This is a genomic window from Fontibacter flavus (assembly GCF_042432905.1).
Lineage (GTDB): Bacteria > Bacteroidota > Bacteroidia > Cytophagales > Cyclobacteriaceae > Fontibacter > Fontibacter flavus.
Genome location: NZ_JBHLWI010000009.1, coordinates 108,806 through 128,363 on the forward strand (window position 1 = coordinate 108,806; position 19,558 = coordinate 128,363).

Genomic DNA, 19,558 nt, shown 5'->3' on the forward strand with positions numbered 1-19,558 from the left:
ATTTCTAATGGTTAATGGAAGAGTGTGAAAACACCCGTCATAGTTCCTGTTTCACCATCAATTGCCTGATATACAATTTTGTACACATAATTACCGTTTGGACTAAGTACACCTCTCAGTGTGCCATCCCAACCTTTATCTTCAACACTATAGCTGGAGTAAACCAATTCGCCCCACTTATTGAAAACATGCATTTCTAAGCCCACTATTCCTCTCATTTTAGGGAAGAAGGTATCGTTTAATCCATCTCCATTTGGAGTAAAGGCATTCGGTACCATGATCAGATGTGAAGCTAAGACTTCGACTTCTATACTGGCAGTGGACACACAGCCCAAAGCATCAAATGTCATCAATGTAATAGTATAAGTTCCTGGCTTGGTATAAGTATGCTGAGGATTCTGCTCATTACTCTTATTGCCATCCCCAAAATCCCATTCCCATGCGATTACATTTCCTTCTGTCTTATCAAGGAACTGTACTGGATCGTTGACCAGAATCTGTCCCTCAGTTCCTAGGGAGATGATGGTATAAGTGAAGTCAGCATCTGTAAATGCAACTGGCATGGTAACAGAGGTGATGGCTTCTGCCGTACAACCGTTTTTGTCAATGACAGTCACCATGAGGTCTCCATCTTCCATGAAAATGATCTCGTTTGTATTTTGCTGGCCTGTATTCCAAGAAATGATATAGTCACCACTTCCGCCTTTAATATCCACCCATGCTACACCTTTAAGGTCTCTGTTTTCACAATCCACATCAAAGGCAGTGTTGAGGCTGATCTCAAGTAATTCAGGTTCTTTGATCTCAAAAGTCTGCTCTGTTTGACAGCCATTATCATCAATTACAGTAACCTTATAAACACCTTTTGTCAAGTTGAACCTGTTGAGGTTTTCATTTTCAGGCTCGTCACTCCAGCTCACTTTGTAGGGTTGTATACCACCTGTGATATTGATATTGATAAATCCTTCAGTATCACCATTGCAAAGTAAATTTTCAGAGAATTCTGATTCAATGGCCAATGGTTGAGGTTCTGTAATGGTGTATGTAGCACCTGTAGAACAGCCATTTCTATCTGTAATCACCAAAGTGTAATCTCCTGGTTTCAGGTTTCTTAAATTTCTGCTGTTGGAACCATTAGACCATTGATAAGAATATGGAGGGGTACCACCTGCTACATTGATGGAGATGGAACCGTTGTTTTCTCCAGCGCAGGTTACATTTTCTACCATATCCGTGAAGGTCAGTAATTCCGGCTCCCTTATATTGTAAGTTGCAGTGATCGCACAACCTGCCTCATCTTCAACCCTTACTGAGTAATTTCCAGGAGTAAGGTTTCCTACAAAAAGTTGGTCTTCCACTCCATGGCTCCAGGTAATTTTAAAAGGACCTCTGCCTTCTATCACTGATATTTGGATTGATCCGTTGTTTCCTCCAAAGCAGGATACACTTTGTATGGCATCCAGATTGATTCTCCAATTTCCTGGAGTAGTGACTACTACACTGTCCTCAACTGTACAGCCATTGGCATCTGTAACAAATACGCTGTACTCTCCTGGAGTCAGGTTGCTGATGGTCGGGGTAGTAGCCCCATTTGACCATAAGTAAGTAAATGGTGCTGCACCTCCAATGACAGTTGCTCTGACTTCTCCTCTTTCATTTGGAGAACAGAGGTCAATTCTTCCTCCGAATTCTACTTGAAGAGGGGATGTCGCAGGAGGTACATTGAAGTTACCTGAAACTTCACAGCCATTGGCATCGGTGACAACTACTGAATAGTTGCCAGGTAGAATGCCCGTCAGATTTTGGTCAGTAGATCCATTTGACCACTGATAGGAGTATGGTGCAGTACCTCCAATTACTGTCAGAAGTAACTCGATTTGGTCATCTGCATTACAAAGCTGGGTAGTACTGATTCCTTCAATAGAAAGTATATCAGTTGGTTCACTGATCGTAAATGTTTCAGTGTAGAAGCAGGAATTATCATCAATGATAAATACGGTGTATTCTCCTGCTCTCAAATTTGTAAGCTCAGGTCCTGTTCTGCCATTACTCCAGGTAATTCTGTAATTACCAGCACCACCTTCTATATTTAATCTTATAGAACCATCGTTTCCGAATTTGCAGGAAACATCTTGAAGACTATCCACAGTTACTGTCAATGGTTCAGGTTCCGTAATTTCGTATGATTCAGTAATGATACATCCATTAGCATCCGTGATGGTAACTTCATAAATCCCTTGTGAAAGGTTGAATATAGACCTGGTGGTTTCTCCATTTGACCATTGGTAGGTATATGGAGCTGTACCTCCGGCCACAATCAAATTGATCGTGCCATTATCTTCACCTGCACATCTGATGTTGGTTTGGAATGCTTGTGCGAATAATGGTTCAGAAGGTTGGATCACCATGTATTCCCTTGTCCACTTACATCCGTTTTCATCGAGGATTTCTGCGATGTAAACACCGGCACTTAAGTTGGAAGCAGTAGCTCCAGTACCGACATTAGCACTTGTCACTTTGTTCTTCCAAGTAATCTGATAATTTTCAGTTTCACCATTGACATCAAGGGTGATAGAGCCGTCATTACCACCATAGCAATTCACATTGGTGATGGTTTCAGTAATGACTACTGGTTCTGGCTGTGTTATCACCACATTATCCCTTACACTACATCCATTGGCATCTGTAACGATAACCTCATAGATACCAGGTACCAATGAATTTCTTGTTGCCAGGATGTTGCCGTCCGACCATCTTACACTGTAAGGAGCTGTACCTCCTGTAATATTAAGTAGAGCTTGACCATTATTGGCTCCATAACAATTGATGTTAACCGAATCGATGCTTAAGGCAAGTGGTTGAGGTTCATTGATGATAACTTGCTTTTCATCAGAAGCACATCCATTTGAATCAACAATTGCAACTGTGTAGGTGCCTGCTTTAAGGCCGGAAACAGTAAGACCTGGATATTGAACATCATCAATGATCAGGAAATATTCAGGAGTACCACCCATGCCTTGTACCGTAATGCTGCCATTCTCTAAACCGAAACAGCTGATATCCACAATTTCAATGATGGTGAAATCAAGAGGCTCGGGATCATTGATCTGGAATTGCTCTGATATCTCGCAACCATTCTCATCTGTCACTACAACTGTGTATGTGCCAGCAGATAAGCCAGTAATATCTTTGGTATTGCCAATTGGTTGATTTTGGGAGTTGAACCATGTGAAAGTATATTCACCCGCGCCCCCTGTTACATTAATGCTGATTTCACCATCACTGCCACCGATGCAAGTGACATGGGTTATGTCGTGGTGGAAAATGTCAATGACAGTAGGGTTAGTAATGGTGATTGTCTGTATCCAAGAACAGCCTTCGCTGTCAAATACTTCAATGATGTGTGTGCCAGGTAAAACATCCGAAATGGTAATGAAACCTGAATTATCTACTGGATAATTTGTTCCGTTCAACACAGCATTATAATTTCCATTTCCTCCGGAAATTTCAAGGGTAATTTCTGACGTCCCGCCCACACAAAGTGCTTCTTCCAAATAAGTCATTCTTACTTGAAGAGGTTCTTCAGGTTGTTCGATTACGACTTGGATATTTTCCGATCTACAGGCACCGCTCAATACAAATGCAGTATAGGTGCCTGCACTCAATCCTGTTACAGTATTCCCTGACATTTCAACACCATTGAAGAAAATTCTATAAATGGTTGACGGCCCTCCAGATGGAGTAAAGGTCACGGTGCCATCCATGCCCCCAAAACAACTTATATCTGTGGTGACAGCATCCAAGAGAACCTGATCAGGTTGTGTGATTTCAACTGTTTGAACTACCGCATTACATCCTCCATCTGAAATGGTGTACCTATAGTAACCAGCTTCAAGATTTGAAATGGAAGTCTCATTGTCAAATTGAGGTAAGGAACTGAAATTAACATTATCTATTGCATATTCCCAAGAAACTTGATAAGGCCTCGTTCCGCCAGTAATCTGTAAGTTGATCTCGCTTTCCCCATCATAACAAGCGATAGGAGTAAAGGAGTGAGAAGCCTGAAGTGGAAGTGGCTGGCTCAAAATTCTTGGAGGAATATTGACTGTACATCCATTGGCATCAACAGCGGTAAAGGTGTAGTTGATGTTTGCTGAAAGGTTGTCGAATACGATTATTTCCCCTTCGTTAGCACTGAAGTTGTTCCCTTGGAAGGTGATAGTATAAGGCGCAGTACCACCTGTCAAAGCCAAAGATATAATTCCGTCTCCAGCCTCAAAGCAACTTAAATTTTGGAAGCTATAATGAGAAATCTGTACTGGATTTGATGGTTGATTAACCGTAATGGTGATCTCATCAGAGATACATCCTTTGACATTATCAATCGCATATGCGGTATAGGTTCCGGCAATTGCCTGGAATTGATTACCGAAAATCTGGTTTCCATTGACAAAATAAGTGAAGTTGGTAGAGGTTCCTGAAGTGGCAGTCAAAGTCACTCGGGCAGATCCACCAAAGCAGGTGATATCATTTGCCACATATGTTAATTGTACCGGTACCCCGTCAGCAATCACAATTTCATCAGAATTAGAGGTACAGTTGTTTAATTCCGTAACGGTGTATCTGTAGGTTCCTGCGGTAATATTATTCAGCCTTCTGGTAGTTGTTGGCAAAGTTTCCCAAGTACTGGTAGCAGTATTAAACCTTTCCCAAGTGTAGGTGTAGGGTTGGGTTCCTCCAGTTACGGTCAATTCTATAAAAGTAGTTCCACCTTCACAAAGCACAGTGCCCTGAGTATGATTCACAAAGAGCTCTTGAGGTTGGGTGATTTCAAAGGTTGCGGAAGCATCACAATTGTCATTCAGATCCCAAACCTGTAGGGTATAGCTTCCAGCAGGTAGGTTATTGAATGAATATGAAGTGCTACCATCCAAATTCGATAGGGTAGAAGAATAACCATTCAAACTGCTGATTTCTACTCTATAAACCGGACTGCCGCCAAGGATTTCGAATTGTACAGATCCAGAGTTTTCATTGTAACAGGCAGCATCTGTTTTGACCAAATTGAAAATTTCCAATGGTCTGTCAGAAGTTAGGATAGACACCAATACAGGATCGGAGAGACATCCTTGATCATCCGCAATTCTCACTTCATAATTACCCGCAGCCAGATTGTTTAAAGCAGTTTGGTTTCCTTGAGCAACACCATTTAAAAATACCGTGAAAGTTCTGCCCGGTTGCACTGTCGGTCCAAGGATATTGATTACTCCATCATTGGAACCAAAGCAGGAAATATCGATTTTACTAACCGTAAATTCAGGTTTCAAAGGAACAGTTATGGTAAATGTTCCATCCAAATCAGAACATCCTGTATCACCAACTTCCCAAGTGTAAGTACCAGGTGCTAGATCTTCGAAGGTAAAAGTACCCTCATTTTCATTTTCATAGGTAGCGATGATGCCGTTGCTTGCTGATCTTAGGGTAATGGTTTTGCCGAATTCACCCCCTGAAACTGTCAAGGTAAAGGATCCAAGGTCATCATAACAAACCGGTTGGATTACAGTTGGATTCACTGTAATCTGATCGGGTTCAGTAATGATGTAATCATCAGAGGTTAATTTGCAACCATCTGCAAAAGTTATTTCTAAATAGTAGGTGCCAGCAAAAAGATTGTTCAAAGAGCTTGTTGCAATGGCAACATCTCCAGTGTTTTCCTTTTTAAACCATTGAAAAGTTAAATTGGAAGTATCACCATACAACTCAAAGTTAATAATACCATCATTCAATCCATAACAGGAAACGTTTTGCTCCACATTGATTTCATAAGCTGGAGGATTCTGTTGGTTGATGATAATGGTAGAGAAATCCTCACATCCTCCAGCGTCTCTGACTTTTACATCATAAGTTCCAGCATCTAAGTTGCTTAAGAAAAGAGAATTAACGACTTCCCAATCTCCATTATGTAAAATGTAATAAGTATATCCAGGAGTGCCACCTGTAGCAGATAAAAAGATCAGACCATCAGATCCGGCACAAGTTACATCCTGAGAATTTACTGATAATTTTAGAGGAGCAGCAGGTCCAGGTACTCTGTAGATTTCAGAAACCAAACAAGAACCATTGTTGCTGTATTCAACTCTGTAGAAACCTGCACCTAATCCCGTCACAATATTAGTATTGGTAGCAATGATTTCATTTGTCTGAAGGTTGATCCATCTGATTTGTTCCTGACTAGGAATAGCTCCCGAAAAGCTTACTTCTATTGAACCGTTATTTTCAGTACAGCTTGGCTCTTCAATGTTTACCAAAGTAATATTCAAATCATCCGCACCACCAATGATGATGTCTTCAATTCTGACAGTACAACCGTTAGAATCCCTGACAGTCACTCCATAGGTGCCCTCACTTAAGTTTCTTGGATTTTGATTGATGAAGCCATGGTCCCAATTGAAAAAGTAAACCCCAGTACCACCTGTTACCTCAATAAATATTTTCCCGTCATTTCTTCCCGTACAGGACACATTTTCAACGCTTAAGATGCTTACCTGTAATTGTTCTGGAGCATTAAGTTCTATGATTTCTTCGCTGATACAATTGTTGGCATCTGTGACAATTACTTTATAGGTACCAGCGCCAATATTAGTCAGCGATTGTGAGCTTCCAGGGATCGGACTGAACACACCGGATCCATTATCTTTTTCCCATCTTATAGTATAGGAAGGAGTTCCTCCGGCAACTTGAATATTGATTCGGCCATCTGTAGAATCAAAACAATTTGGCTCCACCTTATTGAGTGTGCTTATTAAGATTGCAGAAGTTGGTTGGCTGATGATAATGTCATCCAATTCTTTCCAGCATCCATTTTCGTCTGTAACCCTAACAGTGTAAGAGCCAGCGGCAACATTTTGGAGATTTTGGGCAGTGGAAGTAAAGCCATTTGGGCCGATCCATTGGAAAGTATGGTTACCGGTACCACCTTGAACAAGTACGCTGATAGCGCCTGTTTCCTCTCCATGGCAAAGCACATCTACAGGAGAACCGTTAAGTTCCAAAGTCAATTCTGCTGTTGGAGGAATGGTGAAATTTCTAAGGACGTAACAATCATCACTGGTTCCTACATTGAATACTTTAACGGTGTATTCTCCTGGTCCAACATTAGAAAGTGTGGGATTTGTCGATAAGATATTGGTTAAATCACCAGCCCTGTACCATTCAATTCCAAGATTTCCTGAACCACCTGATGTTGAAATAGAAATGGAAGCATTTCCCTGTTCGAAGCAAGTTTCAGGAGTGATAATAGCATCCGAAATAATGATTTCTGGTAGGGAGTTGATGTCAAAAGTAAAATTGGTGCCCGCACAATTATTGGCATCTCTGATTTCTACTGTATATCCGGCACCATTTGTAAGGCCATCAATAAGGACATTGGTATCGTACGTAGTGATGAATGGACCACCATTGAAAGAATAGGCATACGGAAGCGTACCACCCGAAATCGTAAAGGCAACTGAACCTGTTTGATCACCGAAACAGGCAACCCCTGTAACCATAGGTGTTGACACTAAAAACTCATCCGGTGAAGTTATGGTGAATTCTCTTTCAACAGGACAATTGTTACTATCAGTTATGATAATTTTATAAGTTCCTGCTGAAAGATTATTGATGTTCAAACTGGTTTGACCTGGAATATTTGTGAAAACACCCCCAATTAATTGCTGCCATTGATAGCTCAAGGTTCCTGTTCCGCCATTTACCCTAAGTCCAGTTATAGAACCATTGTTATCTCCGTAACATTGTACATTGGTTATAACGACATTATTGTCATTGATATTGATTCTTGGAGGATTGGAGATGTTGACAATTTCTGTAATGCTACAAACACCTCCATAAGTAACTTGAACTGTGTACTGTCCAGCTGGAAGATTGTTGAATGTTAAGTCATTTCCAGTTCTTGTTTGACCATTTACCGTCACAGAGTAGCTTGTAGTATTATCTGCAATCTGAACCCTGATACTGCCATCTGCTCCACCGTAACATAATGGATTGGTCACTGATGTGGTCACATCTGGAGCTGGTGGGACAGGCACGAAGATTTCAAAAGTTTCTTCACAACCACCATTATCTCTTACTGTAACAGTGTTAAGACCTGCAGGTAACCTGGTTGCTGTAGCTGTCGTTTCCCCATTACTCCATCTGATTGTATATGTTCCTAGTCCACCGCTAAGATTAAACACCCTCGCGGATCCATCATTTGCGCCCACACAGGTAAGTCCTCGTAATAATTCGATTTGTCCGTTTAATGGCGCTTCAGGGGCCGTAATTGTAAAATTCAATACAATAGCACAACCTTCTCGGTCTGTTACAGTAACAGAATAATTTCCAGGAGCCAAATTATTGACAGTTCTGGTGGTTGCACCTGTACTCCACAAATAAGTATAATTTCCCCATCCACCTGAAGGATTGACTGTAGCAGATCCGTTGTTTTCACCAAAACAGGTAATCTGGGTTACAGAAACATTGGCATTGAAGGGTTGTGGCGCAGAGATGGTTACTCTAATAGTTTGACTACACTCTGGATAATTTACACCTCCATGTTTAACGATAATGGTATAATTACCGGCAGGTAGTCCTGTAAAAGTATGGGTCCCTGAATTCGCGCCAACAGGAATTACAAAATTCGAAACAATGGTATTGCCATTTGGACCAATAAGATCTACCCTCACTTCATTGGGAGGGAAGGCGAAATTGGAAACCAACCTGTTTACATCTAAAGTGATGGTACCGTTGGTGTCTCCCACACAAGAGATTGGAGTAGCTGTAGCTCTAAAATCCAACAGATTTTCTCTTCCTATTGTAAAAACAATTTCTGCCGGACAATCTCCTCGATATCTATCTTTAATTTCAAGGACATAATCTCCCGCTGGTAATTGGTCATATCTTATTTTTCCATCAGGTGCTATGATCCAATCAGTTACATAGTTTCTGTTGCCTCTCCTTCTCCTGATCCTAAATTCAACCTGTCCTTCAAAATCAATCAGATCTAATGCAATTCCACCATTGCTTTCACATGTTTCCGGGAATGTTGTGACATCCGGTGCCGGAGGAAGAACAATAGGGTCAACTTCTTCTATTTCTATTTCTGTGTATTCCTTACAGCCGCTGGCATCAATGACCTCAACCAAATACTTTCCAGCAGGGACATTGCTCAGGTTTATTTCTCGGTCTCTAGTATTGTATGTTCTAACCCTATTTCCCGATTCATCATAAAAATTGACTGTAAATCTAGGAATACCATTTACGATTGTACCATAAACGGTGGCTGTTGTTCCTCCACCGCAGCTTTGAACATCTTCATAAAATACATTGACTGTAAAACTTGTACTTCCTTTAAAAGTTGTAACTTCTGTATATACAGTTCCATTACTATCAGTAACTTCAAGATAATAATCCCCAGGTAATGCTCTTTCAATAGTACTGAATTCTGTAGGACCAAGATTAGCATCAACCTGAATGATGTTTCCATTATAAGTCCATACATAAGTATATGGTGCAACCCCTCCACGTACTCTGATTGATGCAGATTTTTCACATTCGGAAAAAATAAAAATATCACGGATGATTGGGGCAACTTGTCCATAAGAATTTAAAGACAATCCTAACCAACAGATAAAAATCTGGGTGATTAATAAAATTTTCTGGTAGTTTTTTCTCATACAAGTAAATTTTTTATTACCATCAGTTAAGTTCATCACTCCTCTTTTTTACTCTTTTCTCAAACTTTCACCTGGTTTTGTGATTTTCAAGAGAACTTATTTATTGGGTTTTATGCATTACATATCCAATAAATGGTTTTTTGTTTTTTGATATAAAATTTTATGTTTTTTGTTTACAGTAAAATTATATTCCTATCAAACATCATTTTTATTTAATTAATAGAATATAATTGTAAATCCAAAAAATAATTTGAAAAATAAAATTCTTTAAAATGAAGCTGAACTTTTGAAAACGAGTTTTTTTAGCTTGAAATCCAATAAGATATTGTATTGAGTATGAAGATTTTTTTTTGGATTTTCTTTTTGAGAAAGAATATTCTGGTAGATGTTACCAGTAGCGTGTATGATTAAAAATTCATATAAGTTTTTTGTGATTTCATAAATTGACTTTATCAAAGTTGGGAGGTCAATTTTAGATATTTTGGACACATATTCTTATCTATTTAAAATAAAAAGACATTAAAAAAGGGAGAAGTGCTTTACTAGCTTCTCCCTATCTTCACTTTAAGAATTTAATATTTGATAATCGTTTTTGGAGCTTTAGATCTGTAATGTATTTCATTAGATCATTTCTCAAAATTCAATCTGCTATATCAGGTCAATAACTTTTATCTTTTTCCCCCTGAACTCCCCAGATTCCCCCTGTTTAAGATTCCAAAGTGCAGCCACTAAAGGTGAATCTGGAGACACCAATTGATAATCAATCCCATCAAGACTGATCTTGCCAAAAGGTACGGAAACCCAAATATTTCCCATTTCAACCTTGAATAATGCTCCTTCTTGTACACTTTCCATCGGTTTCACCGGTACAGCATTCAGTTGATTGAGCATTACCTTGGAGGAAGACAACCTTTTTTCCAAAATATTTCTGGTCTGATGGATCATTTCCTGATGGGTTTCAAATTTATCCCCAGCAGAACTTTTTTCCTCTACTTCTGAAGATTCCTGAAGTTCAGTCAGTTGCCTTTGAATATCAGCAATCTGATCTTTAAGCATTGCTTGGCCTTTGGCCTGAAGCAATGTTTTGGTTTCGGATGTCGCTACTTTCATGGGTACAAAAGTCAACAAAAAAAACCTGATTTTAAAAATAGAATTCCTGACCGCGGGCTCTTTAGTGGAAAAAAAGAACAATTCTAACTGACAAGGTCGTATGATAAGTTTAGAATTGCCTGATTCACAGCGGAAATCAATTCGTCTTCTTTGCTTAGATCAATCCCCCAAAATTCCTCCTGAGTCAAAATACTGGTAACAATCTCTTCCATGTTTCCTTTTTTCCAAACAGCTTTGAAGAAGTCCAGGATTTCCTGCCCATCATTCAATGGTAAAGATTCTCCATTACATTCACCTCTATAAAATAAGATCAAAGCTGCCAGGGATTTCACCAGATTCTTTGGCCAGGTTCCGAAATTTTGGTGATATTCCACCATGCTCGGTAAAACCCTGACTTTGAATTTGGAGATAGAATTTAAGGCAATTGATGCAAGTTCATGTCTAATAAAAGGATTGCGGAATCTATCCAATACTTCATTGGCGTATTTTTTCAGTTCTTCACTTGGAAGGTCTAGAGTAGGAATGATCTCTTTAAAAATAGTTTCCCTAATGATTGCCCCCATTTCTTCATCTTCTATTGCTTCTCTTACGGTTCTTATTCCCTTGAGATAAGCTAATGGGACCATAGCTGTGTGGGCACCATTTAGAATTCTGACTTTTCTGGTTCTGAAAGGACTGAGGTCTTCAACAAATTTCACCTCAAGTTCTGCTTGATCAGCAGGGAATATTTCCCGCAAAGATTGAGGACCCTCGATTACCCAAAGATGGAAAGGCTCAGCCTTGACGATCATACTGTCCTCAAAACCAATTTTTTGTTGGATTTCGAATATGTTATCTTTTGGGAAGCCAGGTACAATCCTATCTACTAGCGTATTGTAAAATAAGTTGCTCTCTTCAATCCATTTATGAAAACCAATTGGTAAATCCCATAATTCAGCATATTGCAAAACGCATTTTTTGAGCATTTCACCGTTTTTGTCGATTAATTCGCAGGGTATGATGATCAATTTTTTTGAATGATTTCCATCGAAGATCTGGAATCTTTGATAGAGTAGGGCAGTAAGCTTTCCCGGAAATGTGTGGGGAACTGTATTTTCCTGCAAAATATCATTTGGGTCAAAAGTGATGCCTGCCTCGGTAGTATTGGAAATAACAAATTGTAAATCTGGATTTGCAGCCAAAGAAAGATATGCTTGATAATCCTGATAGGGATTGATTACGCCTTGTACACAGGTAATCAGCTTTAATTTATCTACTATTGCGCCATTTTGGATTCCCTGAAGTTGAAGGTGGTAAAGGCCATCCTGGTCATTCAGTTTTTCGCCCATTCCTTCGTTCAGCGGCTGAATGATTTGAATATCACCATCAAAACCGGCCTTTTCATTCATTTCATCTACCATCCAATCAACAAAACCTCTTAGAAAATTTCCTTCTCCAAACTGAAGAATTTTGACAGGACGTTTTTTTACAAACGTATTATTTCTATTCAATGTATTCATGCTTCAATGGGCCTGTTTCAATGCTGTAAATCGAAACCAAAATAGGTATTGGCATTATGGAAAGAGATATCGGAAACAATTTTACCCAACCAAGCTTCATCAGCCGGGAGTTCTCCATTCTCAACATCTTTTCCGATAAGGTTACATAAAATCCTTCTGAAATATTCATGCCTTGGGAATGAAAGGAAGCTCCTTGAATCGGTTAACATACCTATAAAACAGCTCAGAAGTCCCATGTTTGATAATGCGTTCAATTGTTTTTCCATGCCGTCTTTTTGGTCCAAAAACCACCAGCCGCTTCCAAATTGGATCTTCCCTTTGACTGATCCGTCATTAAAATTGCCCACCATAGTGGCCATTACCTCATTGTCTGCAGGGTTAAGGTTATATAAAATGGTTTTGGCCAACTGATCTGTTGAATCCAGCAAATTGAGGAAAGCACCCAATGCCTTTGCTTGGGAAAAGTCTCCAATAGAGTCAAAACCTGTATCAGGTCCCAAGACTCTCAACATACGGTCGTTCGTATTTCTCAAAGCTCCCAAGTGGAACTGTTGTGTCCATCCTTTTGCATGGTACATCTTGGAAAGTTCATAAAGGGTATGGAACTTGAAATACGCTACTTCTTCACTACTCAGTTTTTTTCCCAGGATCAATTTTTGGAAAAGGGAATCAATATGATAGGATCCTAGGGGGAAAAAATACAATTGTTCCAATCCGTGATCTGAGATTCTTCCTCCATTGGTATGGAAATATTCAACCCTGTTTTGAATCGCTTCCAAAAGGTCATCGTAGTGGAAAATTTCAACACCAGAGACAGCGGATAGCTGTTGCAAATATTTTTGGTAGGTTGTTGTGTTTTCAACTGCATAGGCTTTGTCAGGCCGGAATGCAGGAAGTAACCTTGGCTCAATATTCTCTTTTGCTGCTTTTTGGTGGTATTCCAAGGTATCTATTGGGTCATCTGTAGAGCAAACCAAGCGGACATTCATTTTTTGAAGTAATCCTCTGGTATAATAATCTGGGGATTGTAGCATGGAAGATGTTTCTTGAAAGATCTCTTCCGCGTTTTTTCCAGTCAAAAGCGCTTCAATTCCAAAATATCTCCTTAATTCCAAATGGGTCCAGTGATAAAGGGGATTCCTCATGGTGTATGGTACTGTTTCAGCCCATTTTTGGAATTTCTCTTGGTCAGAAGCATTACCGGTAATGTATTTTTCAGGAATCCCCAAGGTTCTCATGGCACGCCATTTATAATGGTCGCCTGCTAGCCATACTTCGGAAATGGTGTCGAATCTCCTGTTTTCCGCTATGTCCTTTGGAGAGAGATGGTTATGATAGTCTATTATGGGAAGTTTTGAGGCATACTCATGATAGAGAAGTCTGGAAAAATCATTTTCCAGTAAGAAGTCTTCTGAAAGGAATGCTTTTTTGGCATTAAACTGAGAAATCATGGAATAGTAATGTTTTGATTGAATAGGTTATTTTTTTGAGTTGACTTTCTAATGATCAACTCAGGTTTCAGGACGGTTTTTTGAGGAATATTATTATTCTTTTCTCCATTGAGCAATTCAAAGAAGGTCTCTGCTGTAATCCGTCCCATAGGAATACTTTTTTGGTCTACCGTGGTAATTGGTGGATCCGTGAAAGAGGTAAAAGGTTCATTTCCAAAACCTGCCAACATGACCTGTTCTGGAATTTTGAAACCTTTTTCTTTGAGCACCTGCATGGCGCCCATGACGGCATAGTCGGAACTGGAAAACACAGCATCCAATGCAATTCCTTTATTGATGATGTTTTCCATACTTTTTCTGCCATCTTCTAATTGCATATTACTTTCTTCGATCAGCTTGGGATCAAAAGGTATTTTATGGTCTTTCAAGGCGTCTTCATATCCTCTAAGCCTGTCCCGGTAGATGTTGATTTTTTTCGGTGAGGTGAAGTGGACAATTCTTTTACATCCTTGTTTGATTAGGTGCTCGGTCACTTGGTATGCCCCCAAATAGTCATCTATGACAACTTCACTTACTTCGAGCTCGTTGGTAGTTCTGTCAAAAAGCACTAAAGGAATGCCTTTGTCCAGGACTTTTTTGAAATGGTCAAACTTTTCGGTGTTTTTGCCGATGGAGGCAATTATTCCGTCAACGCGGGCGTTGAGGAGCGCTTCTACGGTATCGATTTCCTTTTTGTAATCTTCATAAGACTGGGAAATGATTACTTTGTAACCGAAATTATTAGCAATATCCTCAATACCTCTGACTACTGAAGAAAAGAAGTTTCTGTTGGCTGTAGGTACTACCACACCGATCAATTTACTTTTACCGCTTCTTAAGGCTGATGCAATATTGTTTGGCTGATAGTTGAGCTGTTTGGCCATTTTCAGCACCTGCTTCTTGGTGGCTTCAGATATCCTGGGATGGTCATTCAATGCCCTGGATACAGTAGAGGCAGTGATGTTCAGCTTTTCAGCGATATCATGTATGGTTGCTTTTCCTTTTTTCATTAAAAAAAATCTTTCAGACAAAGATAAGAAATTGTGTAATCGATTGCACAAAAATAAGATTTATTTAAAATTGCAAAGATCATTTTATGAGATCCAATTTTCTACGGCAAACAGGTACGGATTCAGATGGATGGATCAATCCAAAAAGAGAGTTTCTTTTCCAATGTTATAACGGAGATATGATCTAAATGAAAATTGCACTAATATTGAAGTGTTCCTGAATGCATTGGTGCAGCATTTGTATCCAAATGTTAAGGAAAATCCATCATCACAAAAAGTATTGTTATGTCAGCATTAGTATTAGTAGAAGTAAGTATCCACAATCCTGAATTATACGAAGAGTATAAGAAACATACGCTTGGCACCCTCCAAAAATATGGAGGAAAGTTTGTTGTCAGGGGAGCACAGACGGAGTCTTTGGAAGGAGATTGGAATCCACAACGTCTGGTGATATTGGAATTCCCTTCAGTCCAATCCGCTAAAGACTGGTGGTCTTCTCCGGAATATACCGTAGCCAAAAATATCAGGTACCGGGCTGCCCAATCAAAAATGTTGGTAGTCGAGAGTGTTGGTCCTGTTGGAGCGTAATGCAATCAGCAATGTTAGGGCACTTTATTCAAGTAGAGTGCCTTAATTTTTCAAAATGCATAAATTCAGATATCTTAGATTAAAAAGATGTACCTACTGACATGAAAATCCCTTATCCTGAGGTTCTGGAAGTTTTGGAAAATACCTTCCGAAAGTATGGCCTTGAAGCATCCAAATCCAACAAATGCGCACAGCTCTTCACCCAAGCAAGTTTAGATGGGGTACCTTCTCATGGGTTGGACAGGGTTCCGGTATTTTTGGAAATGATCAAAAAAGGCCGGATAAATCCAAATGCAGAGCCCTCAAGAATTGAAACCTTTGGTTTTTTTGAAAGGTGGAATGGGAATTTAGGACCAGGACCACTCAATGCCTTCCAAAGCATGGAAAGGGCAGTATATTTGGCTAAGGAATTTGGAATTGGATTAGTAGCACTTCAAAACACCAATCACTGGATGAGGGCAGGAAATTTTGGTTGGCAGGCTGCTGATGCCGGCTGTATTGGCATCTGCTTTACCAATACAAAACCCAATATGCCTGCTTGGGGAGGGAAGGAACCTAGACTCGGCAATAATCCATTGGTCATTGCAATTCCACGGGAGAAAGGACATGTGGTCTTGGATATCGCGATGTCCCAATTTTCATACGGTAAGATGAATATATACCTACGGGAAGGTAAGGCTATGCCTTTTGAGGCAGGATTTGACAGAGAAGGGAATCTTACCAAATCTCCGGCTGAAGTTATCGCTGAGGAGTTGGCTTTACCCATAGGATTATGGAAAGGAGCAGGCCTTTCTCTGGTTTTGGATATGTTGGCTTCGGTGATTTCAGGTGGACAGGCTACCCATCAGGTAGGTGCAAGCGGTGATGAATTTGGACTGTCGCAGGTATTTCTATGCCTGGACCCCGAAAGGCTGGGAATGCATGATTGGATAGATCAAAAATTGGATGAAATCATTAACAACCTTCATGATTCGGCAACTTTTTCAAACCAGCATGTCAGGTATCCTGGAGAACATATTTTAGCTATCCGCAAAAAAAACATAAAAGAAGGAGTGCCGGTAGATCCATCCGTCTGGGAAAAAATTCAGGGCTTTTTATCTTGAGATTCCAGGAAGTCATTCTTTAAAAAAAAGGTGGGAATATCAGTCTATTTGGATAAAAGGGATAAATGTGAAAATCCTGCATCTATAGAAAATCCTGCTTCGGGAGAAGCAGGATAGCTGAATCATTTCTTCCGGAAATATGGAATACAAGTGAAAATCATGCTTCGGGAGAAACAGGATAAAGAAAAGCTCAAGTTGAAAATTGAGTTTTGGAACTAGGGTTTTGCTTACAAAGAAACTCCTCTTTTCCAAGGTATAAAATCATCTTGATCGAGTATGGAAGCTTTGGTTTTGATCTCTCCGGAAGCAACTTTAATGATATATTCCAGAATTTCTTCTCCCATTTCAGGAATGGTTTTTTCTCCGGTAATAATTCCTCCTGTGTCAATATCAATGATGTCCGGAATTTTCTTCGCAAGGGTTGTATTAGAGGAGATTTTGATGACAGGAACAACGGGATTACCTGTAGGTGTTCCTAATCCAGTTGTAAAAAGGATGATGTTGGCACCAGATCCAGCCATTGCGGTGGTGCTTTCCACATCATTGCCCGGTGTGCAGAGTAGATTTAAACCTGGTTTTTTTACATATTCAGCATAATCCAAAACATCTGCAACTGGGGAAGCCCCCCCTTTTTTCGCAGCTCCGGAAGATTTCATGGCATCCGTGATCAGTCCGTCTTTGATGTTTCCCGGAGAAGGATTCATGTCAAAACCAGAGCCAACCGCTTCAGCAGCAGCGGCATAGGTCTTCATCAGTCCGCTGAATTTGGCTGCAATAACATCATCTTTACAGCGGTTGATCAGCTCCTGTTCGACACCGCACAACTCAGGAAACTCAGACAGTATTGTTGTCCCACCCAATGCCACTACAAGATCAGAGGCATGTCCAACAGCAGGATTGGCAGATATTCCAGAGAAACCATCAGAACCGCCACATTCCAGGCCAATGGTTAGTTTACTTAAAGGAGCAGGCGATCTTTGAAGTTGGTCAGCATCTATCATACCCAAAAAGGTCTTTTTAATGGCCCGGGATAATAATTGTGCTTCTGTACCTTCTTTTTGCTGTTCTAGGAGAATGAACGGTTTACTAAAATCAGGATTGATTTTGTCTAATTTCTCTTTCAATATAGCTGGCTGGGCATTTTGGCAACCCAAACTCAGAATAGTAGCACCTGCGACATTCGGATTGTTCATATATCCGGCAAACAGTGCACAGAGCATTTCCGAGTCTTGTCTGATACCTCCGCAACCACCATTATGGGTCAAAAATTTAATACCATCAATGTTCTGAAATAATTTGCTTTGGTTGGTTATCGTTTCCTCTTCTACGATTAATTGTTCTATTTCTGATTTTTTGCCACTGTTGTATAATGAAGCCATTTGTTTCACCAAAGACTTGTAGGCATTTGGTTTACTGAAACCCAATTCCTCCACAAAGGCTTCCTTGATGACGTCCACATTTCTGTTTTGACAAAAAACCAATGGAATCACCAACCAATAATTAGCAGTCCCAACCTGGCCATCAGGGCGGTGGTAGCCCAAGAATGTTTTTTCTTTGAATCTGTTTATGTCCGGAGCTTCCCAATGGTAATCCATGGATTTTGTTCCAAATGAATTGGCTTCATGGGCTACATTTTCGGTAGTCAGTATTCCTCCCGTTGGAATAGGGGATTTGGCCCTCCCCACGATGGAACCATACATAAATACTAGTTCTCCTTGTTTCAAATTATGCATTGAAAATTTATGTTTCGCAGGCACATGATTTATCAGAGTGATGGTATTCTTTCCAAAAACAACTTTTTCTCCTTTCTTTAAGTCCGTTAATGCTACTAATACATTATCTTTTGGATGAATTTGCAAAATCTTATGGTTCATTGAAATTTTTACATAAATTGCGCAATCGATTGCACAATTTATGTAAAAGAAAAATAAAAAAGAAACTTAAAGTGATTATTTTCAGGAAAGATTTGATAGTCAAATATGAATAAGAAAGTGCTTACCATTGGAGATGTCATGATGCGTCTCAGTACACAGGGAAATGAACGATTCTTACAGGCCAATTCCTATAATGTGGTCTTCGGAGGAGCAGAAGCCAATGTTGCTGTTTCTTTGGCCCAGTGGGATATTGACGCTTATCATATGACTGTTTTTCCTGATCATGATTTGGGAATGACTGCAATTCGCTATTTGAGGCAGGTCGGGGTAAAAACGGACCATATATTTTTTGGACCTGGGAGATTAGGGCTTTACTTTTTGGAGAATGGCGCTATGCAGAGACCTTCCAAAATCATATACGATAGATTTGATTCCGCTTTTGCCAATTTTGAAGGGAAAGGCTTGGACTGGATTAAGATGTTAGAAGGAGTTGATTGCTTTCACTGGACGGGTATTACGCCGGCTTTATCACAAAATGCCGCAGATATGCTTCTTGAAGCTTTAAAAGCAGCCAAAAATCTTGGGGTTTTGGTGAGTGGTGACATCAATTACAGGAGGAATTTGTGGCAATACGGGAAAGGACCTCTTGACATCATGCCCGAGTTGATAAGGTATACGGATGTAATAGTGGCTGGTTTGACGGATTTTGAAAACTGCATGGATATTATAGAACCGGATTATGAAGATGCCTGTCGTCAAGCAATGAAAGATTTTCCCCAGTTAAAATACATCACCACTACAGAACGAAACAGTATTTCTGCAAGCCATAATCAATTGCAGGGTTGGCTGTGGAATGGAAAAGAGATACTCAAATCCAAAAATTATGATATGCCCCATATAGTGGATAGAATAGGAGGAGGGGATGCTTATATGGCAGGTTTAATCTATGGCATGTTGCACTTTCCTGACCAGACGGCGCTGGAATTTGCCACTTCTGCTTCAGTTCTCAAACATAGTATTGTCGGCGATGCGAATTTGGTGACAAAGGAGGAAGTATTGGATTTGATGAAAGGGGAAAATGTGGGCAGGTTGTTGCGATAAAGGTTTGAAGATTAAGCAGCCCATCAGTAAAGAAATGAAAACGACTCTTGAATTAATTTAGACAGAAGAT

9 protein-coding genes are annotated in these 19,558 nt (G+C 39.9%); 3 read left to right on the forward strand and 6 right to left on the reverse strand.

What is annotated here, in order from left to right:
* Window positions 1-11: 11 nt before the first annotated feature.
* The 5 genes from ACFFIP_RS05085 to ACFFIP_RS05105 form a co-directional block, all read right to left on the reverse strand.
* Window positions 12-9,713 (reverse strand): PKD domain-containing protein, encoded by a 9,702-nt coding sequence (locus ACFFIP_RS05085; protein ID WP_382386489.1) that lies wholly within the window; start codon window positions 9,711-9,713, stop codon window positions 12-14.
* A gap of 648 nt (window positions 9,714-10,361) precedes the next feature.
* On the reverse strand, window positions 10,362-10,823 hold the full coding sequence (locus ACFFIP_RS05090) for a hypothetical protein (RefSeq protein ID WP_382386490.1): 462 nt from the start codon (window positions 10,821-10,823) through the stop codon (window positions 10,362-10,364).
* 83 nt (window positions 10,824-10,906) lie between these two features.
* On the reverse strand, window positions 10,907-12,322 hold the full coding sequence (locus tag ACFFIP_RS05095) for a tagaturonate reductase (protein WP_382386491.1): 1,416 nt from the start codon (window positions 12,320-12,322) through the stop codon (window positions 10,907-10,909).
* Window positions 12,323-12,339: 17 nt separating this feature from the next.
* Window positions 12,340-13,773 (reverse strand): glucuronate isomerase, encoded by a 1,434-nt coding sequence (gene uxaC / locus ACFFIP_RS05100; RefSeq protein WP_382386492.1) that lies wholly within the window; start codon window positions 13,771-13,773, stop codon window positions 12,340-12,342.
* Entirely contained in the window at window positions 13,770-14,822 is a 1,053-nt protein-coding gene (locus ACFFIP_RS05105; RefSeq protein ID WP_382386493.1) for a LacI family DNA-binding transcriptional regulator, read from the reverse strand. Before ACFFIP_RS05105 ends, uxaC begins: the two co-directional genes overlap by 4 nt.
* 285 nt (window positions 14,823-15,107) lie before the next feature.
* On the opposite strand from ACFFIP_RS05105, the gene ACFFIP_RS05110 reads away from it, so the two are divergent.
* A complete protein-coding gene (locus ACFFIP_RS05110) occupies window positions 15,108-15,410 on the forward strand; it encodes a DUF1330 domain-containing protein (protein ID WP_382386494.1) in 303 nt (100 codons plus the stop codon).
* Between the two features lie 101 nt (window positions 15,411-15,511).
* Complete coding sequence (gene yiaK / locus ACFFIP_RS05115; protein ID WP_382386495.1) at window positions 15,512-16,513, forward strand: 3-dehydro-L-gulonate 2-dehydrogenase; 1,002 nt, start codon at window positions 15,512-15,514, stop codon at window positions 16,511-16,513.
* 227 nt (window positions 16,514-16,740) lie between these two features.
* Here yiaK and ACFFIP_RS05120 read toward each other — a convergent pair whose 3' ends face one another.
* Window positions 16,741-18,387, reverse strand: a complete 1,647-nt coding sequence (locus ACFFIP_RS05120) for a UxaA family hydrolase (RefSeq protein WP_382386496.1) — start codon at window positions 18,385-18,387, stop codon at window positions 16,741-16,743.
* A 105-nt stretch (window positions 18,388-18,492) separates the two neighbouring features.
* Here ACFFIP_RS05120 and ACFFIP_RS05125 point away from each other — a divergent pair, with 105 nt between their 5' ends.
* Complete coding sequence (locus ACFFIP_RS05125) at window positions 18,493-19,488, forward strand: PfkB family carbohydrate kinase (RefSeq protein ID WP_382386497.1); 996 nt, start codon at window positions 18,493-18,495, stop codon at window positions 19,486-19,488.
* The last annotated feature ends 70 nt before the right edge of the window (window positions 19,489-19,558 follow it).

Excerpts from the sequence above, each read along its gene's own strand:
- ACFFIP_RS05085 (WP_382386489.1), bottom strand. The coding sequence starts at position 9,713 with ATGAGAAAAAACTACCAGAAAATTTTATTAATCACCCAGATTTTTATC.
- ACFFIP_RS05090 (WP_382386490.1), bottom strand. The coding sequence starts at position 10,823 with ATGAAAGTAGCGACATCCGAAACCAAAACATTGCTTCAGGCCAAAGGC.
- ACFFIP_RS05095 (WP_382386491.1), bottom strand. The coding sequence starts at position 12,322 with ATGAATACATTGAATAGAAATAATACGTTTGTAAAAAAACGTCCTGTC.
- uxaC (WP_382386492.1), bottom strand. The coding sequence starts at position 13,773 with ATGATTTCTCAGTTTAATGCCAAAAAAGCATTCCTTTCAGAAGACTTC.
- ACFFIP_RS05105 (WP_382386493.1), bottom strand. The coding sequence starts at position 14,822 with ATGAAAAAAGGAAAAGCAACCATACATGATATCGCTGAAAAGCTGAAC.
- ACFFIP_RS05110 (WP_382386494.1), top strand. The coding sequence starts at position 15,108 with ATGTCAGCATTAGTATTAGTAGAAGTAAGTATCCACAATCCTGAATTA.
- yiaK (WP_382386495.1), top strand. The coding sequence starts at position 15,512 with ATGAAAATCCCTTATCCTGAGGTTCTGGAAGTTTTGGAAAATACCTTC.
- ACFFIP_RS05120 (WP_382386496.1), bottom strand. The coding sequence starts at position 18,387 with ATGAACCATAAGATTTTGCAAATTCATCCAAAAGATAATGTATTAGTA.
- ACFFIP_RS05125 (WP_382386497.1), top strand. The coding sequence starts at position 18,493 with ATGAATAAGAAAGTGCTTACCATTGGAGATGTCATGATGCGTCTCAGT.